The 17,718-nt window shown below is 56.8% G+C and carries 17 protein-coding genes and 1 tRNA gene; 10 read left to right on the forward strand and 8 right to left on the reverse strand.

From position 1 onward, the window contains the following. Positions 1-6 precede the first annotated feature (6 nt). The 5 genes from J2Y56_RS21175 to J2Y56_RS21195 all read left to right on the forward strand — a co-directional run bounded on the left by J2Y56_RS21175 (position 7) and on the right by J2Y56_RS21195 (position 5,304). Positions 7-102: transfer RNA gene (locus tag J2Y56_RS21175), tRNA-Sec, on the forward strand. Between the two features lie 162 nt (positions 103-264). After that, positions 265-1,353 carry an AI-2E family transporter gene (locus J2Y56_RS21180; protein WP_007944952.1) on the forward strand — a complete coding sequence of 363 codons (1,089 nt, stop codon included), beginning with the start codon at positions 265-267 and terminating at the stop codon, positions 1,351-1,353. Between the two features lie 738 nt (positions 1,354-2,091). Continuing rightward, positions 2,092-3,234 (forward strand): patatin-like phospholipase family protein, encoded by a 1,143-nt coding sequence (locus tag J2Y56_RS21185; RefSeq protein ID WP_310352536.1) that lies wholly within the window; start codon positions 2,092-2,094, stop codon positions 3,232-3,234. A 142-nt stretch (positions 3,235-3,376) separates the two neighbouring features. Continuing rightward, a complete protein-coding gene (locus tag J2Y56_RS21190; protein ID WP_007943819.1) occupies positions 3,377-3,934 on the forward strand; it encodes a helix-turn-helix domain-containing protein in 558 nt (185 codons plus the stop codon). 23 nt (positions 3,935-3,957) lie between these two features. After that, positions 3,958-5,304 carry a glutamine synthetase family protein gene (locus tag J2Y56_RS21195; protein ID WP_310352539.1) on the forward strand — a complete coding sequence of 449 codons (1,347 nt, stop codon included), beginning with the start codon at positions 3,958-3,960 and terminating at the stop codon, positions 5,302-5,304. A gap of 37 nt (positions 5,305-5,341) precedes the next feature. On the opposite strand, the gene J2Y56_RS21200 is transcribed toward J2Y56_RS21195, so the two are convergent. Next, positions 5,342-5,791, reverse strand: a complete 450-nt coding sequence (locus J2Y56_RS21200) for a short chain dehydrogenase (RefSeq protein ID WP_310352483.1) — start codon at positions 5,789-5,791, stop codon at positions 5,342-5,344. A gap of 173 nt (positions 5,792-5,964) precedes the next feature. Here J2Y56_RS21200 and J2Y56_RS21205 point away from each other — a divergent pair, with 173 nt between their 5' ends. Together J2Y56_RS21205 and J2Y56_RS21210 are read left to right on the forward strand one after the other, a co-directional pair. Next, complete coding sequence (locus J2Y56_RS21205; protein WP_310334600.1) at positions 5,965-6,747, forward strand: DUF72 domain-containing protein; 783 nt, start codon at positions 5,965-5,967, stop codon at positions 6,745-6,747. A gap of 51 nt (positions 6,748-6,798) precedes the next feature. Next, positions 6,799-7,074 (forward strand): hypothetical protein, encoded by a 276-nt coding sequence (locus J2Y56_RS21210; RefSeq protein ID WP_310352485.1) that lies wholly within the window; start codon positions 6,799-6,801, stop codon positions 7,072-7,074. 19 nt (positions 7,075-7,093) lie between these two features. On the opposite strand, the gene J2Y56_RS21215 is transcribed toward J2Y56_RS21210, so the two are convergent. The 5 genes from J2Y56_RS21215 to J2Y56_RS21235 form a co-directional block, all read right to left on the reverse strand. Then, complete coding sequence (locus J2Y56_RS21215; protein ID WP_007943824.1) at positions 7,094-7,270, reverse strand: hypothetical protein; 177 nt, start codon at positions 7,268-7,270, stop codon at positions 7,094-7,096. A 24-nt stretch (positions 7,271-7,294) separates the two neighbouring features. After that, a complete protein-coding gene (locus tag J2Y56_RS21220) occupies positions 7,295-7,552 on the reverse strand; it encodes a hypothetical protein (RefSeq protein ID WP_310334678.1) in 258 nt (85 codons plus the stop codon). Between the two features lie 178 nt (positions 7,553-7,730). Further along, complete coding sequence (gene acnB / locus J2Y56_RS21225) at positions 7,731-10,331, reverse strand: bifunctional aconitate hydratase 2/2-methylisocitrate dehydratase (RefSeq protein ID WP_310352488.1); 2,601 nt, start codon at positions 10,329-10,331, stop codon at positions 7,731-7,733. Between the two features lie 412 nt (positions 10,332-10,743). Further along, positions 10,744-11,409 (reverse strand): hypothetical protein, encoded by a 666-nt coding sequence (locus J2Y56_RS21230; protein WP_310352489.1) that lies wholly within the window; start codon positions 11,407-11,409, stop codon positions 10,744-10,746. Positions 11,410-11,708: 299 nt separating this feature from the next. Further along, positions 11,709-12,053 carry a hypothetical protein gene (locus tag J2Y56_RS21235; RefSeq protein ID WP_007943030.1) on the reverse strand — a complete coding sequence of 115 codons (345 nt, stop codon included), beginning with the start codon at positions 12,051-12,053 and terminating at the stop codon, positions 11,709-11,711. Positions 12,054-12,202: 149 nt separating this feature from the next. On the opposite strand from J2Y56_RS21235, the gene J2Y56_RS21240 reads away from it, so the two are divergent. Beyond that, positions 12,203-12,430 carry a DUF3079 domain-containing protein gene (locus tag J2Y56_RS21240; protein WP_007943032.1) on the forward strand — a complete coding sequence of 76 codons (228 nt, stop codon included), beginning with the start codon at positions 12,203-12,205 and terminating at the stop codon, positions 12,428-12,430. Positions 12,431-12,689: 259 nt separating this feature from the next. Next, complete coding sequence (locus J2Y56_RS21245) at positions 12,690-13,961, forward strand: Rid family detoxifying hydrolase (RefSeq protein WP_310352495.1); 1,272 nt, start codon at positions 12,690-12,692, stop codon at positions 13,959-13,961. 170 nt (positions 13,962-14,131) lie between these two features. Here the strand turns inward: J2Y56_RS21245 and J2Y56_RS21250 are convergent, their stop codons facing one another. Further along, a complete protein-coding gene (locus J2Y56_RS21250; protein WP_310352542.1) occupies positions 14,132-15,304 on the reverse strand; it encodes a DUF1624 domain-containing protein in 1,173 nt (390 codons plus the stop codon). Positions 15,305-15,637: 333 nt separating this feature from the next. Between J2Y56_RS21250 and J2Y56_RS21255 the strand changes: the two genes are divergently transcribed. Next, the gene (locus tag J2Y56_RS21255; protein ID WP_310352497.1) at positions 15,638-16,036 is read left to right on the forward strand and encodes a hypothetical protein; all 399 of its coding nucleotides are present in this window, start codon (positions 15,638-15,640) and stop codon (positions 16,034-16,036) included. 232 nt (positions 16,037-16,268) lie between these two features. On the opposite strand, the gene J2Y56_RS21260 is transcribed toward J2Y56_RS21255, so the two are convergent. Continuing rightward, positions 16,269-17,606: an MFS transporter gene (locus tag J2Y56_RS21260; protein ID WP_310352500.1), complete on the reverse strand. Its 1,338-nt coding sequence runs from the start codon at positions 17,604-17,606 to the stop codon at positions 16,269-16,271. Between the last annotated feature and the right edge of the window lie 112 nt (positions 17,607-17,718).

The raw sequence follows: 17,718 nt of genomic DNA on the forward strand, positions 1-17,718 counted from the left end.
TTTCAAGGAAGGCAATCGCGCCCGGTGGCGCGGCCGGGCTTCAAACCCGGTTGGGGACGGCATCCGTTCCCGGGCCGGTTCGACTCCGGCTGCCTTCCGCCATTTTCTGGATTGAGGCGTGAATATTGAGTCAATGTGCCGCATTTTCAGTTTTTTTTCGAAGTGCTGCGATGCAGAGCACACAGATCACGTCGCACTGTTAAATCACCGTCTATGCTGGCCTTACCGCTTCCCTACCTGCTTTGCATGAGCAAGGAGTCATCCATGGTGCCCACACTGCCCACACCGCTGACCGAGAAATCGTTAACCCGCAGCATGCTCGATGTCCTGATTCGTGCCGGGTTGATTGTTGTTCTGGTGCTGTTTTGCTTCGAGATATTCCGTCCGTTTCGCGACCTGATGCTGTGGTCCATCATCCTGGCGATCACGCTCTACCCGTTGCAACTGCGATTGATGGGCTCGTTCGGACGTAGCGAAGGGCGTGCCGCGACGGCAATTGTACTGATTGCCATCGCAATTCTGGTGGTGCCGGTCTATCTGTTGGGCACATCGATTGCGGCATCAGTCGCACAGGTCATCGACCTGGTGAAGGAGGGTACCTTCAGCATCCCGCCGCCGCCCGAATCGGTCGCCACGTGGCCAATCGTGGGTAAAACGATATCGTCAGTCTGGCTGCAGGCCTCAACCGATCTTCCGGACCTGATAGCTAAGTACTTGCCGCAAATAAAAGACGCAAGTCTGGGCTTGTTGACCAAAATTGCCGGCGTCGGTGCGGGTTTGTTGATGTTCATTGTTGCCTTGATCATCGCCGGTATTTTCATGGCGCATGGTGAGGCCGGCAGCCGCTGTGCGGTCGATATCGCGTCGCGCATAAGCGGTCCTGAAAAGGGTCCGAAAATCGCCGAGCTGTGCACTGCAACCATCCGCGCCGTTGCGCTCGGCGTGGTCGGCATCGCCTTCATTCAAATGTTGCTGGTGGGGATAGGCTTCGTGCTCAAAGGCATCCCGGGCGCGGGCATCCTTGCCATCTTTGTGTTACTGCTCGGCATCATGCAGTTACCGGCCACGCTGATTACGCTGCCGGTGATCATCTATGTGCTGGGCACCGAGGGGCCCAACACAAGGACCATTATCTTCTCGGTCTTTGTGTTCATTGCCGGCCTGGTGGATAACGTACTCAAACCGCTGTTGCTGGGACGAGGTGTGGATGTGCCGATGCCGGTCGTGTTGATTGGCGCGCTGGGCGGCATGGTCACGAGCGGTATCCTGGGCCTGTTCATCGGGCCGGTGGTGCTTGCGGTTGGCTATCAATTGTTCTGGCAGTGGGTTCAGGATCGGCCGGAGGGGGTATAAAATCCTCAACCATGAACGCGCCAAATCACGAGTTGCTGGACCGGGTATTATCCGCCCATGGTGGTGTCGAACGCTGGAACAGTTTCAGCAAAGTAGACACCACCCTCGTGACGGGTGGCGCGTTGTGGGCCATGAAAGGGCTGATCAGTAGACGGCCTGCACACTTGACAGAATCGCCATAGAAAAGACCGAAGGGCAGGTCATTACCGTACGATCAGCCCCCGGTTCTCCTTTCTAGTCACGAAAAAATACCCCTTGGGCTAATGTCGGTCAGTTAAGCAATTTCTGCGGTAACGCAATTGTTGTAGCAGCTGGCGAAGCCTGCGTTCGGCTGCGCAGCAGTCGTAAAACCTGAGTTTTCGGTCTTTCTGGAACACCCCATCGCCTGATTTCACGACTGCTGCGCAGCCGAACGCAGGCTTCGCCAGCTGCTACGGACAGCGTTATGGCTTAGATCGGCATTACCCCTTGGGACCTCCTGCGCCGCGTATACTTCAACGGCTAAGCGTTGTGGACCTGGCTGACCATGCCCTTCCAGTTCAGCTGCCGGCTATCGTTACAGAAGAACTCTCGGCATCAGGTCAGCCAGACACGAAGGCGTTACTGGTAGCCATCGACCTCAGCGACATCAGCTACTCGTAATGCACGTTGCAATGCCCGCGGGCTCTGTCAACGGCCGGAGCCGGAGGAGGCGTTTTGAAACCATTCCTGCCCGGTACGGGGGCCTCAACCTGGAACATGTTGCGCCAAGCGTGCCTGCAACGCCGGGCAGCCGTGCCGCCGACCTTGACGGAACTGGCGGTCGTGCCCGGCATTCCAGAGGCGCGTTACTGGCTGGACCGGGACATCGCTCCGCTTATTCGGGACGTGCATCAGGCCAACCTTCGAGAGGCGCAAGCGCTTGCCAGAGTCGGGGAGCCGCATGACATGCTACCGCTGGCCAGCATGCTGGCGGTGTCCGGTGGTAGTGACGCGGGCACCTTTGCTGCGGGCATCATCGCGGGATGGTCGCTGCATGGGACGCGGCCACTGTTCAAAATTGTCACGGGCATCAGCGCTGGCGCCCTGGTCGCCCCGTTCGCGTACCTGGGGTCTCAGTACGACGGCATCATTCTGCGCATCTGCAGCGCCGTCGGCCCCAAAGACATTTTCCATTCGCGCAATGTGCTGACCCGGCTTGCCAGCGACGGTATGGCGGACAGCAAGCCACTGTCGCGGCTCGTCGCGCAATACATTACCGCTGACATTCTGGCGGCGATTGCGGCGCAATACGCCAATGGACGACTCCTGATGATCGGCACCACCGACCTCGATGCAGGGCGGCCCGTGACCTGGAACATGGGCGCCATTGCCGCAAGCGGCGCGCCGGGAGCACTCGACCTGTTTCGCAAGATCCTGATCGCGTCGATGAGTATTCCCGGCGCCGTTTCACCCGTCATGATCGACGTGGAGGTCAACGGCCAACCGTTCCAGGAAATGCACGTGGACGGCGGCGTCATCACGCAGGTATTTCTTTACCCCCCCGGCACCGTCATGGCGCTGAGTAACGTCACGGGCGCGCGCTTGCGCCGTGATCGGCATTTCTACGTGATTCGCAACGGGAAAATGGAGCCGCAGTGGTCCGGGACCAAACGCCGCACGTTGAACATCGGCGGTCGCGCCATCAGCGCGTTGATTCAGACGCAGGGGATCAGCGACCTCGACCGGATTTACCGAATCGCCCAGCAAGACGGGGCCGACTTCAATCTTGCGTACATCGGTTCCGATTTTCATCACCTTCGCAATCATCAGTTCGATGGCGAGTACATGAAGCGTTTGTTCGATTACGCCTTTGAGCTCAGCGCGAAAGGCTACCCGTGGCATAAATCCCCCGATAGCTGACACCTGTCAGGTGTACTGGCGCTTATCCGCCGCCAGTTGCTCTTGTGAAATTAATGCTGTAGTTTTTCATGAAATTATAAAAACATAATTTCATGAGAGCCCGTATGTTCCTGCAGTCCACACATCATCCGGCATTGCACGCATGAACAAGCAAGAAGAAATCGCCGCGCTGGCGATCCTGATTCACGATTTGCGCAAGCACAAGAAATACACCTTGAAGGAACTGGCCGACAAAATCGGCCGATCCGTCGGCTTTCTCTCGCAGGTCGAACGCGGTCTGTCACGGCCCACCGTGGCAGACCTGACGGCAATCAGTGAAACCCTGGACGTACCGACGACTTACTTCTACAGCCTGCCAAAACCCAAGGAATTGCCGTGGGTCACGCGCCCGGATGAACGCCGTACGTTGTACTTCGCCAACGGTATTACCGACATTCTGGTTTCGCCAAAAATACGCGCATCCTTTTCCATGCTCGAAAGTCATCTCGACGCTGGCGCCAGCAGCGGCGACCGGCACATGAGTGACAGCTCGGAGCAGGGCGGCTACGTGCTCGAAGGCGAGCTGACGCTGTGGCTGGGCGAAGACGAAGACCCCGTTACCTTGGTGGCTGGCGACAGTTTTCAGTTCGACAGCCATACCCGTTGCCGCTATGGCAACCTCACCGGGCACCTCACGCGGGTGCTTTGGGTTTACACCTGATGAAAAGAAAAGGACCAACAATGATGGATGCTACCTGCTCTGATCTGCTGGCTGAGGTTCGGGCCTTTCGCCAACGCTATCCCGAAGTGCGTTATATCGACCTGATTTCCCTGGATATTCCGGGGCATTTCTACGGCAAGCGTTACCCCGTGGACATGCTGGAAAAGGTCGCGGCCGGCAGCGCGCTGAAACTGCCGCAGAACTGCGTGCTGCTGGGCGTGCAGGGCGGTTTGTTCAAGATTGGTGATTACTGCTTTAACGATGGCGATCCGGATGCACTGCGTCGTCTGGTGCCGGGAACCCTGAAACCGGTGAGCTGGGAAGGCCAACCGCTGGGGCAAATGCTGATCACGTCGGACGGCACTGAGAACCCCATCGTGTTTGAACCGCGCCAGGTCCTCGCGCAGGTCCTGGACAGGCTTGCCGGCAAAGGCATTCATCCCGTTGTGGCGTTCGAGCTGGAGTTTTACCTGTTTGATAAAAAGCTGCGCGACGGGCTGCCGCAGTTTCCCCGCGACGAGCTGACGGACGATGCCGATGACCAACCCAACATGCACATCGAGCGCCTCTCACGCTTTGCACCGGTACTCGACGACATGGTCGAGACCTCGCGGGCTCAAGGCATCGACAGCACGGTGATTACCGCCGAACTTGGGCCGGGTCAGTTCGAAATCAATTTCGGGCACCTTGACGATGGCTTGCGTGCAGCCGACTGGGCGGCGCTGTTCTGTCGCAGCAGCCGTGGCGTGGCGCTCAAGCATGGTTATCGTGCCAGTTTCATGGCCAAACCTTACTTGCAGCACCCGGGCAGCGGCATGCACGTGCATGTCAGTCTTTACGACGCGGACGGCAACAACCTCCTGGCGGCCAACCAGCAGCAGCCTTTGCGGCACGCGGTGGCTGGCTGCCTGGAATTACTGCCACATTGCATGCCGGTTTTCGCACCGAACCAGAACGCTTACCGCCGTCTGGGCGGCACCACAAACATCGCCACGCGAGCGAGCTGGGGCTTTGAAGATCGTGATGCGTGCCTGCGCATTCCAGAGTCGGATTCGAAGAACTTGCGCATCGAACATCGCCTGGCCGGCGCCGATGCCAATCCCTATCTGGTGTTGGCGGCGATTCTGGTCGGCCTGGAACATGGGCTGGATGCGGGCAAAGAACCCATCCCGCCGTTGAACGAAGACCGCAACAGTGGCGTCGATTTCCCATTGGAAATGCTTGAAGCCGTGCGCGCCATGCAGCATCAGCCGCACCTGCGTGAGGGGCTGGGGGCGGAATTCGTGGATGTTTATTGCGAGAACAAACGTCAGGATCATCTGGCGTTCATGCAGGAAATCAGCGCTCGGGAATACCGCTGGTATCTGTAATCGGGGGAACCGACGATCTCGACGATTCCCCGAAGATCTAACGGGCAGACCGTCGGTGTCCCAGACGATTGAACGCAAGCAGACAGCCGCTGACCAACAGCGCGGCACCGACTACCAGCAACGCAGAGGGTCGAATCGGCAACCTTTCGGCCCCGGCATCGCCCAGAATGTCATCCGTCATTTGGGTGGGCAGATATTGCTGCGCTTCATACGGCACGGTGTTCAATGCCAGGCGCGCGCCATCGCCCAAGGTCAACGTCAGGTCTTCAATGGTGCCGACGACCCGGCCGGGGTACACCGGCTCACCGGTCGGATCGAGTAGGTCATACAGAAATTGTTGGCCTTCGAGCCAGCCCACCGCCGTTTGCAACTCGGGCCCCAGGTAATACTTTCCATCGAGAAAGAAGCCGGGGAAATGCGGCGTGCGTTCAAGGCTTTCGACGTTGTAGCGCTCGCCCGGCCTCATACCGGTTGCTGGGTCAATCATGGTGAAGTCCTCCTGCTGCTGGTTCTGCGATAGAGAACAGGCTGAATCCTTAGGTTCCATTGGATTGATCAAAAGGCACGGGGCGAAAAAGAATTCGAACTCCGCAGCCCCGTGCATTTCAACTCTGGATGGGACAGCCCTGGACGATTTTCCTTGGCGTGGAGAGTGATCGAATGAGCCAGCGCGTATTGAACAGCCCGCCGATTTTCATCGGCTGCGCAGGCTGGAGCCTAGGGCGCGATTTTGTGTCACGGTTTTCAGTTGAGGGCACGCACTTGCAGCGCTATGCATCGCAATTGAACGGCGTCGAGATCAATAGCTCGTTTTATCGTCCACATCGCAGGCAAACCTACGCGCGTTGGGCTGACTCAGTGCCGGACGGCTTTCGCTTCTGTGTAAAAGTGCCCAAGCACATCACCCACGAACGGCGCTTGGGGGATTGCGGCCCGGCACTGGATGAATTTGTCGGGCAGTGTTCAGGCTTGCGCGATCGATTGGGCTGCTTGCTGGTGCAGCTGCCTCCCTCATTGGCCTTTGATTATTCAGTTGCCGAAGCCTTTTTCTTTGCACTCAGATTTCACTATGACGGGCCTGTGGTGCTGGAGCCCCGGCACGACTCCTGGCTCGATGCCGAGCCGTTATTGATGCAGCACCGGATTGCCCGGGCAGCGGTCGATCCGTCACGCATCAGTCATGACAATTTGCCGGGAGGCTGGCCGGGGCTCAGGTACTGGCGATTGCATGGGTCGCCCCGAATCTACTCCAGCGACTATGAAGTGCCGGCGCTGCAAGCTCTGGCGATCCAGCTGCAGACAGCCAACGCTGCTGGCGAATCGACGTGGTGCATGTTTGACAACACTGCCAGCGGTGCGGCGCTGGGCAATGCCTTGACGCTCGCGAAATGGCTCGATGAACGTGGCGATCCTGCGGACATGACCGTTTGTCGGCCACGCTGAACGCCTCTCAACACTCAGGGCTCATTACCTTTCATTGAGTGGAGCTTGAGCATGTTGTGTGTGATTTGTGAAAACCCTTTTGCTCGAACAGTCTGCGCGGGCGTTTGGCAGGAATTCAATTGCCCTGAATGCGGCAACGGACGTGTATCGCAAGAGCTAATGAACCTGATGATGTTGTTGAATTTGCAACTCGATGTCAGGCGCAGTCGAAAATGGATTCAAGAACGCAAAGCAACCGACCCGCTGCCAATGATGCGCGTGTCTGACATCTTGCTGTGCTGCGGCGCCCAGGACTTTGTGGGTCCGGCGTCCGGCGCCGAAGGTTAAACACCGCAGAACAGGGGGGTTAGTTGCCATCCGCCACGTGGCGTTCTATCTCCGCTATTTTCTCGTCGAGCTCCTCTGTGGCCTGCTCCTTGGCACGGGGCGAAGAGGGCGTGAGGGTTTCGTCAACGGCCTCGGTATCAGTGGTCAGGTCGTCTGTGGGTGCTTGGGTGTCTTTGACATCGTCATCGTCGTTCATGTCTCTTACCTCTGTTGACTGCCTTCACTTGGTTTTTTCCAGGTCTTTCGAGTCGCTCGAAGATGCCGCCTCTTTTTCCAGGGATTGCGCATCGGCGCCGGAGTTTGAACCCGCTGCTTCCTCGCCCTTTTTGTTGGCTTTCTCTTCGTTGGATTCGGCGGCTTGGGCCTGGTTAACGCCGGGGATAGTGGTAGGTGGGGACGTCGTTTCAGCTGCCAATGCGAAAAATGAGGCCATCGCCAGCAGGCTTGCGAACGAGAGTGAGGTTATTGTTTTGTTCATCATCTGAGTCTTCCTGAGTGGGTTATAAAACGTTGGAAAATCAGGATGAGGCAAAGGTGCTGACTCGCTGACGAGCGGCAGCACGTGCCCGCGATGAACGATAACGCGGTCTTCTTCAGGGCATAAAAAAACGCCGCTCCATCTCACGATGGGCGGCGTTTTTCATTGCGTTGTAGCGTTAGGCTTGAACGACCGGAATGTTGGCGTTCGCAGCCACTTCACGGAACTCGGCGATCTGGTCGAAGGACAGGTAGCGGTAGACATCGGCCGCCATGCTGTCGATCTTGCCCGCGTATTCCATGTACTCCTCGACGGTCGGCAGGCGACCCAGGATGGAAGCCACGGACGCCAGCTCGGCCGAGGCCAGGTAGACGTTCGCGCCGTCACCCAGACGGTTCGGGAAGTTACGGGTCGACGTCGACACCACGGTCGAGTTCGGTTCTACACGTGCCTGGTTACCCATGCACAGCGAGCAGCCCGGCATTTCCATGCGCGCGCCGGCCTTGTTGTAGATGCCGTAGTAGCCTTCTTCGGTCAGTTGGTGAGCGTCCATCTTGGTCGGCGGCGACAGCCACAGACGGGTTGGCAGCTGGCCGTCGACCTGCTCCAGCAACTTGCCGGCAGCGCGGAAGTGACCGATGTTGGTCATGCACGAACCGATGAACACCTCGTCGATTTTCTGACCTTCAGCGGTCGACAGCAGACGAGCGTCGTCCGGGTCGTTCGGTGCGCAGAGAATCGGTTGGGTGATTTCTGCCAGGTCAATCTCGATGATTTCAGCGTATTCGGCGTCAGCATCGGCAACCAGCAACTCAGGGTTGGCCAGCCAGGCTTCCATCGCTTGAGCACGACGTTCCAGGGTGCGCGCATCGCCGTAGCCTTCGCCGATCATCCAGCGCAGCAGGGTGATGTTGGAGGTCAGGTACTCGGCAATGGCCTTTTCCGGGAGTTTGATGGTACAGCCGGCAGCCGAACGTTCAGCCGAGGCGTCGGACAGCTCGAAAGCCTGTTCGACGGTCAGGTTGTCCAGGCCTTCGATTTCCAGAATGCGGCCGGAAAAGGCGTTGATCTTGCCTTTCTTTTCTACCGTCAGCAGACCGGCCTTGATGGCGTAGTAAGGAATCGAATGGACCAGGTCACGCAGAGTGATGCCCGGTTGCATTTTTCCTTTGAAACGCACCAGCACCGATTCAGGCATGTCCAGCGGCATGACGCCGGTGGCGGCCGCGAAGGCGATCAAACCGGAACCGGCCGGGAACGAAATGCCGATCGGGAAACGGGTGTGCGAGTCACCACCGGTACCGACGGTGTCCGGCAGCAGCATGCGGTTCAGCCAGCTGTGGATGATGCCGTCACCCGGCTTGAGCGAAACGCCGCCCCGGTTGCGCATGAAATCCGGCAGCGTGTGGTGAGTCGTCACGTCCACTGGCTTGGGGTAAGCCGCGGTGTGGCAGAAGGACTGCATCACCAGATCGGTCGAGAAACCCAGGCACGCCAGGTCTTTCAGTTCGTCACGGGTCATCGGACCGGTGGTGTCCTGAGAACCCACGGTGGTCATTTTCGGTTCGCAGTAAGTGCCCGGACGAACGCCCGTCACGCCACACGCCTTGCCGACCATTTTCTGTGCCAGGGTGAAACCCTTGGTGCTTTCAGCCGGCGCTTCAGGCTTGTTGAACAGAGTCGACGGCGGCAGACCCAACTCGGCACGCGCCTTCTCGGTCAGGCCACGGCCAATGATCAGCGGAATACGACCGCCGGCACGGACTTCGTCCAACAACACCGGGGTCTTCATTTCGAAGGTGGTGATGACTTCATCGGTACCGTGCTTGCAGACTTTGCCAGCATGCGGGTACAGGTCGATCACGTCGCCCATGTGCATATTGGACACGTCGAATTCGATTGGCAGGGCGCCGGCATCTTCCATGGTGTTGTAGAAGATCGGAGCAATCTTGTTGCCGAAGCAGAAACCGCCAGCGCGCTTGTTCGGCACATAAGGCACGTCATCGCCGAAGAACCACAGCACCGAGTTGGTGGCGGATTTACGCGACGAACCGGTACCGACCACGTCACCGACGTAAGCGATCGGGAAGCCTTGGCCGCGCATTTCTTCGATCTGCTTCATCGGGCCGGTGACGCCTTGTTCGTCCGGCACGATGCCGTCGCGAGCCATTTTCAGCATGGCCAGGGCGTGCAGCGGGATGTCCGGGCGGGACCAGGCGTCCGGGGCAGGGGACAGGTCGTCGGTGTTGGTTTCGCCGGTGACCTTGAACACGCGCAGGCTGATCTTGTCGGCCAGCACAGGGCGGTTTTTGAACCACTCGCCGTCAGCCCAGGATTGCAGCACGCCTTTGGCGTGAACGTTAGCGTTCCAGGCGCGTTCAGCGACGTCGTGGAAAGCGTCGAACATCAGCAGGGTGTGCTTGAGTTCTTCGGCCGCGACCGGGGCCAGTTCAGCGTCGTCCAGCAGGTTGACCAGCGTGACGATGTTGTAGCCGCCCTGCATGGTGCCGAGCAGTTCAACTGCGCGCTTCTTGTCGATCAGAGGGGAATCGGCTTCGCCTTTGGCGATGGCGGAGAGGAAGCCGGCCTTTACATAGGCCGCTTCGTCCACACCTGGCGGAACGCGATGGGTGATCAGGTCAACGAGGAGCGCTTCTTCTCCAACCGGAGGATTTTTCAGCAGCTCGACCAGGCCAGCCGTTTGTTCGGCATTAAGCGCCAAGGGTGGAAGCCCTTGCTCGGCACGTGCTTGTAATTGTTGTACGTAGGTCTCGAGCACTGGGCTTCTCCTGTCATACCGCGTGTTGTTGAGTGAACGAAGAAGGTGCAAAGCAACCCGGTATTGGTTCACTGAATAAAGGTAGGAACAGTCGTTCGGCAATCGAGGGTGACCACCCAAAACCACCGGATCAACTGTTCCTACAAAAGGTGTTCTGTCTCGAAGCCGGAAGGCACAGATCGGTGTCTGTCCCCATCGGAGATGTTCGCCAATGACACTCATTGTCGACACTATTTCGTGATCGAGCCGAAATATAATGATTTATTGGAGGGCAATCAACAGGATTGTCGACACATTTTGAGTGTCACCCAAAGTGTGGCGCCGTTAATGGCGGTTGAAAGGGCTGTAAATTTGATTGATCGCACAAGGTGTCGACAATGTGAGGACGCCTGTTGCAGGCGTCCCAGAGCCCTCAGCCGATCGGCTCGACCGTACAGCTCATCTCCCCAGCGCCTGGTTTCTGGAAAAACACCCCGTTTACGCTTTGTCGGAAGCTGTAGTTCCCTTTGTAATCCTTGCCGATGTAGCGGGTTTCCAAATCACTGGGCATCTGGTTCAAGGTAATCGAGGCGTTTGCCCATTTCAGGTAAACGACACCTGGTTGCGTGTTAAAGAAAGTGGCGGCAATCGGCCCGTTGAGTCCGCTACAACGTAACGTCAGGGGGCCATCGGTCAGTCTGTCGGGATCCTTGGTTCTCACAATGGCCGAGCCTTGGCGTAGCTGGTGCGCACGCTCGGCATAACTTCGGACCGTGCAGGCCTTGGGCTCCGGCGCGGTGCCACACTGGTTGCGGGCATCGATCCAGAACTGCTGGTCGATCATGACTTTTTCGGGAGGGGGTACGGAACGTTCATCCGTGAGCGCCAGGCGATAGAGACGCATCAGTTCAATATCCATCTGCGCCAGTTGCGGGTCGTGGCAGATGAGATTTTCTACGCGTGCCTTGGCGCTGGCGCAGTCGAAGCTGGTCTTGTAGGTTCGTGAAGGCTTGGATTTCTTGGCAGCATTGGCACAAGGAATTGTCGCCACGCATACGCTGACGAGAAGGCAGGTGAAAAGGGCCGTGACCGTTTTCATGTTGATGTCACCCGGATCATTTACTGAACAGGACTTTAGGATCAAGTGGTCACCGTATTGTTCCTCCAATAGCAAAGCTTTTGGCGCGGATGACATTTAAATATCAGACTTAATATAGTCGCAGCTGAGCCATGGCGGTAGCGGCGCCGGCAAACGACGTTTTGTTGCAGCAACTGCGCAACAGACTCGCGATGAACGGCCGCCTGGATTATTGCCGCATGGAGCCATCAGCACCCCTTGCGTTCCGGGCAACCGTCAATCACCGCCCCGACTTCCAACCCCGGACACAGCTGTGGTTCCTATTCCTGGCGAAATCGTTGGGCTCGCTCGACGCTGTGGTTCATCTGTGCAGCCGCGTGGACGGTCAAGGGGTGCTGGGTAAAACCGGGTCGGGGAGTAATGTAATCGGCCATTTCCCGGGCAATGGCGAGCTGACGTTCCGAGCCTTCGGCCAGCAGCGCGATGACCAGGTTTTCCAGGGCAATGACCCGGACACGCAAGTGAACCAGTTCGGCGTTGGTCAGCGCGGGCGGGGCAGTAAACGCATCTTCATCGATCGATGTGGCTGCGGCTTGATCGTCCCATGTCGACAACGGTGGATGGTTTGGTGTCTCAGTGTTCGGGAAAGGATTTTTATTGAGCATGTACGTGGTCTCCAAGGCTGTTCTGCGGTTAGAAGCTTAGTCCGTGGATCGCGATGGGGGGAGGGCAGCCGCTTGTTGATATCGATCAAGGAGGGCGCTGCGCATAAGCTGTAGGGTGGAAAAACGCCTCTCACTCATCGGAGACCGGCATGGCCAAGAACTTCCCCGTCAACCCCAAACACCCCGAACGGATCTGCTGGGGGTGCGACCGATATTGTCCGGCCAAGTCGTTGGCTTGCGGCAACGGCTCTGAACGTACGATGCATCCGGCCGAACTGTTTGGAGAGGATTGGTGCGTGCCTGGCGACTGGGGCATAGAGATGTCGCCACCGCAGCTTCCAGCCGCTCATTCGCTTAAGCCGCTGAAAAACGGATAGAAGTCGGCGTTTTCAGACCAGGATTCACTGAGTTCAACTCGCGAGAAAAGCTGATCGGGAGCGATTGTGCAATGGCGTAGTACGCAGAGACCACTACACTAGCACCTGCTCCATGAAGTACCCCGGGCACTTACTATCCAACCCCTGCGTGGACTTGATGTCCGTCGCCCGGATAAACGGTGGCAACTGTCGATAGCGAAGTGGAATACGTGTTTGCCACGCAACCAGCGAAATCGCAGTAAAAGAAGGGAGTGTTATTATGAGTGGCTATAACGCAGTATTGGCAAGAAATACAGAAAGTGCTCCAAAAAGCATAGGCCCGTATTCACAAACTGTAGCGTTCTCTCATTATAATAATCTTTCAGCTCAATTACCGATTGATCCAGAAACTGGCAAATTGGTAACTGGCGGGGTGCAGGAGCAGGCTGGGCAGTGCTTCAAAAATATCAAGGCCATTGTTGAAAGCATCGACCATGTTATGAATGATGTGGTCAGGGTTACTGTATTTCTTAAAAACATCTCAGACGTTGAAGCTGTGAGTGAAGTGTATACAGCTTTCTTTCCTGACTATGTCCCTACATTAACGACAGTCGCCGTTGCCGCTTTGCCTATGGGTGCTTTGGTGCAAATTGAAGCGTTGGTTTCAAATGGCGAGGGCACAATCCCGAATGCACCGCAGGCAGGCGATCTTGTAAAAGTGGTAAAAAACACGGAAAACGCACCCGTTAGCCCTCTGTCTGCGCAAGCCGTAGCTTTTTCTCATTACAACAACCTTTCCGCGCAATTACCTATCGATCCAGTAACTGGAAAATTGGTAGCGGGTGGTGCAAAAGAGCAAGCCAAACAGTGCTTGAGAAATATCAAGGCAATTCTGGAAAGCATCGACGTTCCTTTTGACGATATCGTCAAAATAAATATCTTTCTAAAAAACCTATCGGATATTGAAGCTGTAAACGAAGTTTATACAACATTTTTTCCGGACTCGGCGATAGCCCGGGCCGCAGCCTATATTCCTGCACGGACAGTCATTTCAGTGTCGGCTCTACCGATGGATGCTTTGGTACAAATCGAAGCCGTTGTGTCGCACGGAGATGGCACGCCGCCGCAAGCTGTCGAAGACAGGCATGGACTCATCATAAAAGCGAACAATACGGAAAATGCGCCAACAGGCTTTCTATCTACACACACTGTCGCTTTTTCTCATTACAACCATATCTCGGCCCAATTGCCTTTAGATTCAAAGACGGGGGAGGTGGTAGCGGGCGGTGTAAAAGAGCAGGCTGGACAGTGCTTGAAAAACATCAAGGCCATTGTCGAAAGTATCGACCACGTTTTGGATGATGTGGTTAAGGTCAATATTTTTCTTAAGAATATCGAGGACATTGGTGTTGTGGATGAGGTGTACACGACCTTCTTTCCCGGTGGTGTTCCTGCACGAAGGACAGTGGGTGTATCAGAGTTGCCTAAAAGTGCTTTAATTCAAATAGAAGCAGTTGTAGCCAACGCCGAGGGCACGCCTCCAGCATCATGACAGAAGTTCTTGTCAATGCAGAAGTAGTGGCGGTTTCTGCTAATACTGATGGTGTGTGCGAAAGTTCATAGATAACAAGAATAAAAAAGGGAAGTCTGGAATGGTATCCAGCTTCCTTTTTTTATAATCGATACAGCAACAGCGTTATATCTTTTCTGAGTGGGGATGTATCAGAAATATTTGAGCCAGCCGATATCGCGACGACGCGCCTTCAATGTGGCGAACCAGCGCACGGGTAAATATAGCGCCCAAGCCAAGAGTACCGCCGTCAGCCACACAGCCCAAACGCTGTCGAAACCGAAGTAATTGCCTTGATTCAAACCGAACAGCGCCATGCTCACCAGATACAGCACTTTCAGTACGTATAGATGGAGCAAGTAGAAGAACATCGGCGCCGCACCAAATACCGCCAACGTGCTGATCCACTTGCGTTGCTGAGCCCGTTCAAAGCCAAGAAGCAGCAACAGGCCTACCCCTAACGTCAGTGAGAGGAACAATAGGGAAGGCGGGTATTTGGTAATGTTGAAGAAACTCATGAGGGTTTGTGTTGTGCTGCCATAGGCCACCCAATGAGCCTCGCCATAACCATTAACCAGACGCAGCGCGACGAAACTGACTAACGCGCCGGCCCCTGCCAGGAACAGATATCGCTGACGCGTGGTGACGGACGCAGAGGGGGAGAACCAGGTGCCGATGCAGAAACCCAGGGCAATCACGCCGATCCATGGCAGCACAGGATAAGAGCTGCGAAGGCGCAAGCCGTCTGAGAATTCGATCCAGCCGCGATCATGCAGAATGGCCCAGGGCACGTGCATCGCTGAATCAACCGGAAAGTGCAGTGAATCGAGCAGGTTGTGCCCGGCGATGATGCCCAGGCTCAGAACAAACAGGATTGGCCGAGGTAGCCAGACCAGTATGGCGAGGGAAATCATGCTGACGCCAATGGCCCAGATGACCTGCATGTAAATCACACTGGGCGGGAACTGAAATGTCCAGGCAAAATTCACCAAGGTGAACTCCAGCAGTACCAGGAATAGACCTCGCTTGAACAGGAAGGCCGCCACATCGCTTTTGCCTTGGTGCTTTTCGCCGTACAAACAGGCGGACAATCCAGTCAGCAGTACGAACACTGGCGCACATAAATGGGCGAGCGTCCGGCTGAAAAATACTGCGGGTTCGGTGGTGTCGATGGCCATCGGGTCGACAACCTGGCGGTGCAGCAGGAACGTTTCGCGCACGTGATCCAGTAGCATGAAAATGATCACTAATCCCCGAAGGGCGTCTATGGATAGCAGGCGTTTATTTGCGCTCGGGGTGGGGGCGATATGAGTAAAGTTCGTCATCGAAAGCCGCAGGCAGGGGTGGATATAGCTGTCATTACATCGACAGATCAGCAATCGATATAACATAACATATCGCCACATTCTGACCGTAATGCTTTCCGGCAGGCCCCTCGGCGACTCGGTGTCAGCGAGCGGACATGCCGAACTCAGCAAAGTCGCCCACGTCAGACTGGCAAACAGCTGTCGGTCCGAACACAGAGCCCGTTGGCTATTTAAACAACGGCGTCCTAGAACTTTTTCCTATTTATCGGTCTATGTGGATAGGCACATCCACTCGGTAAACGCAGTCGGATGGCCACACGTCAAATTGTCAATCAGAGGTTGTCTTCGCTCATGAAATTCCATGATCCACGGATGGTGCTGTTCGGCCTGTTCGCGTTCGCGGCAGTGGGCTCGGCATCAGCAACACAGATGAAGACCTCAACCCCTGTTTTCGTAACTGAAGTCGCAACCGTTAAGGCTCCTGTCGAGGTTCCCGCAAACCCATGGCCGACCTTGGCCAGTAAGGGCGGCATCCAGTCAGGGCCGCTGCTCGCCCATGACGACCGATATTGGCATGACGACCGCTGGCACGATCGCAGGGACGATTGGCGCCGAGACAACTGGCGCAGAGATCAATGGCGTAGAGAGCAAGCTCGCCGTGAAGCCGAGCGCCATCGTGACTGGGATCGTCACAATGATAGGGCCATGCGGCACCGTTACGAGGACGACCACCGCTACTATCGTCGCTAGTGCGAAGCCAATGGGGTAAATGCGCCTGCAACAAGGGCGCTTGTCCTCGTCCGACTCACGACTCAGTACGAAACCGCACCACCACTTCCTCCACCAGCGAATAAGCCGATCCGGGTGGTTCGGCCGCTGTTGAAGCCGTTGGCACCGCTTACGACGCGGGCACTTCGGCATAGCCGTGCGGTGGATCGTCGGCAAGAATAGGTCGACCCACCGTCTCGGCTCGTTTCGTGTTTCAGGCCGCAGCGCTCACGCCCGCGCCTTTTCCCTGCGACGGAATGTCATGCAGGGAGATCCTTGAAGTCTCCGGCAATGCCAGTCCACCCGCCAGCGCGAGTAAAGCCACCGCGATGAGATAGAACGCCGGCGACAAGTTGCTGCCGGTGGTACTGATCAGCCACGTCGCCACCAGCGGTGCGGTGCCGCCGAAAAGGGTATACGCCATGTTGTAGGTGATAGCCGATGCGGTGTATCGGGTACGGGTCGGGAACGTTTCCGAGAGCAAGGCCGCCGTAACCACACCGCACAACACCGCGCCAATCGCCAGGAGCATAACCCCGGCGATGGAGGCGGCGAACGAGCCGGAGCTGGCCATCAGGAACGATGGATACACGGCCACAATCAACAGGGCGCAAGCGGTCATCACCGTTTTTCGACGCCCGACCCAATCCGAATACAGCCCCGCCAGTGGGCAGATCGCCGCAGCGAACAGCAAGGCAGTCAGTGACACCAGCAACGCAGTGGCGCGGCTCAGGCCCCCCGCGACTTGCAGGTAAGTAGCGAAGTAGGTGGTGAACATATAAAACGATAGCGCGGTGAGCGACACAAAAGCGCCGAGGCAGCAGATTGCGGCACCATGGTTGCGCAAGGTTTCCTTAAGCGGGGAATGGGCCACTGCATGTTCTTGAGTCACCGCCTGGAACGCCGGTGTCTCATCGAGCTTCCAGCGCAAGTAAAGACCTACCAGGCCCAGCGGCGCGGCAATCAGGAACGGCAAACGCCAGCCCCAGCTACCCATCGCTTCGGCCGATAATGACGCCTCAAGCGCGTAAGCCACCACGGCTGCCGCAGCGAAGGCGGAAAATGTCGACACCGGAATGAAGCTGCCATACCAGGCGCGTTTATCGTGCGGCGCATGCTCCATCAAATAGGCACAGGCACCTGCGTATTCTCCCCCGGCGGAAAAGCCCTGGGCGCAACGGATCAGGGAAAGCAGAATCGGCGCCAAGACCCCGATCGTGGCATAAGTGGGTAGCAGACCGATCAAGGTCGTCGCACCGGCCATCAGCAGAATTGTCATCGCAAGGGTTCGCTTGCGGCCGATCCTGTCGCCCAGCATGCCGAAGAAAATCCCGCCAAGGGGCCGAAACGCAAACGCCACGGCGAATACCGCAAAGGTTTTCAGCAGGGCGACACTGGCATCGCCACTTGGGAAAAATTGCTGGGCGATGGTCGTGGCCAAAAAGCCATAGACGGCAAAATCGAACCACTCGACGAAGTTACCGATGCCGGCGGCCACAATCACTTTTCGGAGCGTTCCTGGGCTGACTTGTTCTGTCGTTGCGCTCGTCATGCTGGACCTCGATAGTTCGTTAGTAAGCTTTCGATTATCGGGGCAGGCACCACGGCGGTTTGCTTCAAAAGTGTCATCCACATAGTCAGGACCGACTTCATGCGCTTGAATC

Origin of the sequence: Pseudomonas sp. BE134 (assembly GCF_031456105.1) — a bacterium.
Taxonomy (GTDB): domain Bacteria; phylum Pseudomonadota; class Gammaproteobacteria; order Pseudomonadales; family Pseudomonadaceae; genus Aquipseudomonas.

Bases quoted from the DNA above. Each gene is read 5' to 3' on its own strand.
- J2Y56_RS21220 (WP_310334678.1), bottom strand. From the start codon at position 7,552: ATGAACAAAACAATAACCTCACTCTCGTTCGCAAGCCTGCTGGCGATG.
- J2Y56_RS21255 (WP_310352497.1), top strand. From the start codon at position 15,638: ATGAAATTCCATGATCCACGGATGGTGCTGTTCGGCCTGTTCGCGTTC.
- J2Y56_RS21215 (WP_007943824.1), bottom strand. From the start codon at position 7,270: ATGAACGACGATGACGATGTCAAAGACACCCAAGCACCCACAGACGAC.
- J2Y56_RS21200 (WP_310352483.1), bottom strand. From the start codon at position 5,791: ATGATTGACCCAGCAACCGGTATGAGGCCGGGCGAGCGCTACAACGTC.
- J2Y56_RS21235 (WP_007943030.1), bottom strand. From the start codon at position 12,053: ATGCTCAATAAAAATCCTTTCCCGAACACTGAGACACCAAACCATCCA.
- J2Y56_RS21190 (WP_007943819.1), top strand. From the start codon at position 3,377: ATGAACAAGCAAGAAGAAATCGCCGCGCTGGCGATCCTGATTCACGAT.
- J2Y56_RS21230 (WP_310352489.1), bottom strand. From the start codon at position 11,409: ATGAAAACGGTCACGGCCCTTTTCACCTGCCTTCTCGTCAGCGTATGC.
- J2Y56_RS21180 (WP_007944952.1), top strand. From the start codon at position 265: ATGGTGCCCACACTGCCCACACCGCTGACCGAGAAATCGTTAACCCGC.
- J2Y56_RS21240 (WP_007943032.1), top strand. From the start codon at position 12,203: ATGGCCAAGAACTTCCCCGTCAACCCCAAACACCCCGAACGGATCTGC.
- J2Y56_RS21260 (WP_310352500.1), bottom strand. From the start codon at position 17,606: ATGACGAGCGCAACGACAGAACAAGTCAGCCCAGGAACGCTCCGAAAA.
- J2Y56_RS21210 (WP_310352485.1), top strand. From the start codon at position 6,799: ATGTTGTGTGTGATTTGTGAAAACCCTTTTGCTCGAACAGTCTGCGCG.
- J2Y56_RS21245 (WP_310352495.1), top strand. From the start codon at position 12,690: ATGAGTGGCTATAACGCAGTATTGGCAAGAAATACAGAAAGTGCTCCA.
- J2Y56_RS21205 (WP_310334600.1), top strand. From the start codon at position 5,965: ATGAGCCAGCGCGTATTGAACAGCCCGCCGATTTTCATCGGCTGCGCA.
- J2Y56_RS21195 (WP_310352539.1), top strand. From the start codon at position 3,958: ATGGATGCTACCTGCTCTGATCTGCTGGCTGAGGTTCGGGCCTTTCGC.
- J2Y56_RS21185 (WP_310352536.1), top strand. From the start codon at position 2,092: ATGTTGCGCCAAGCGTGCCTGCAACGCCGGGCAGCCGTGCCGCCGACC.
- J2Y56_RS21250 (WP_310352542.1), bottom strand. From the start codon at position 15,304: ATGACGAACTTTACTCATATCGCCCCCACCCCGAGCGCAAATAAACGC.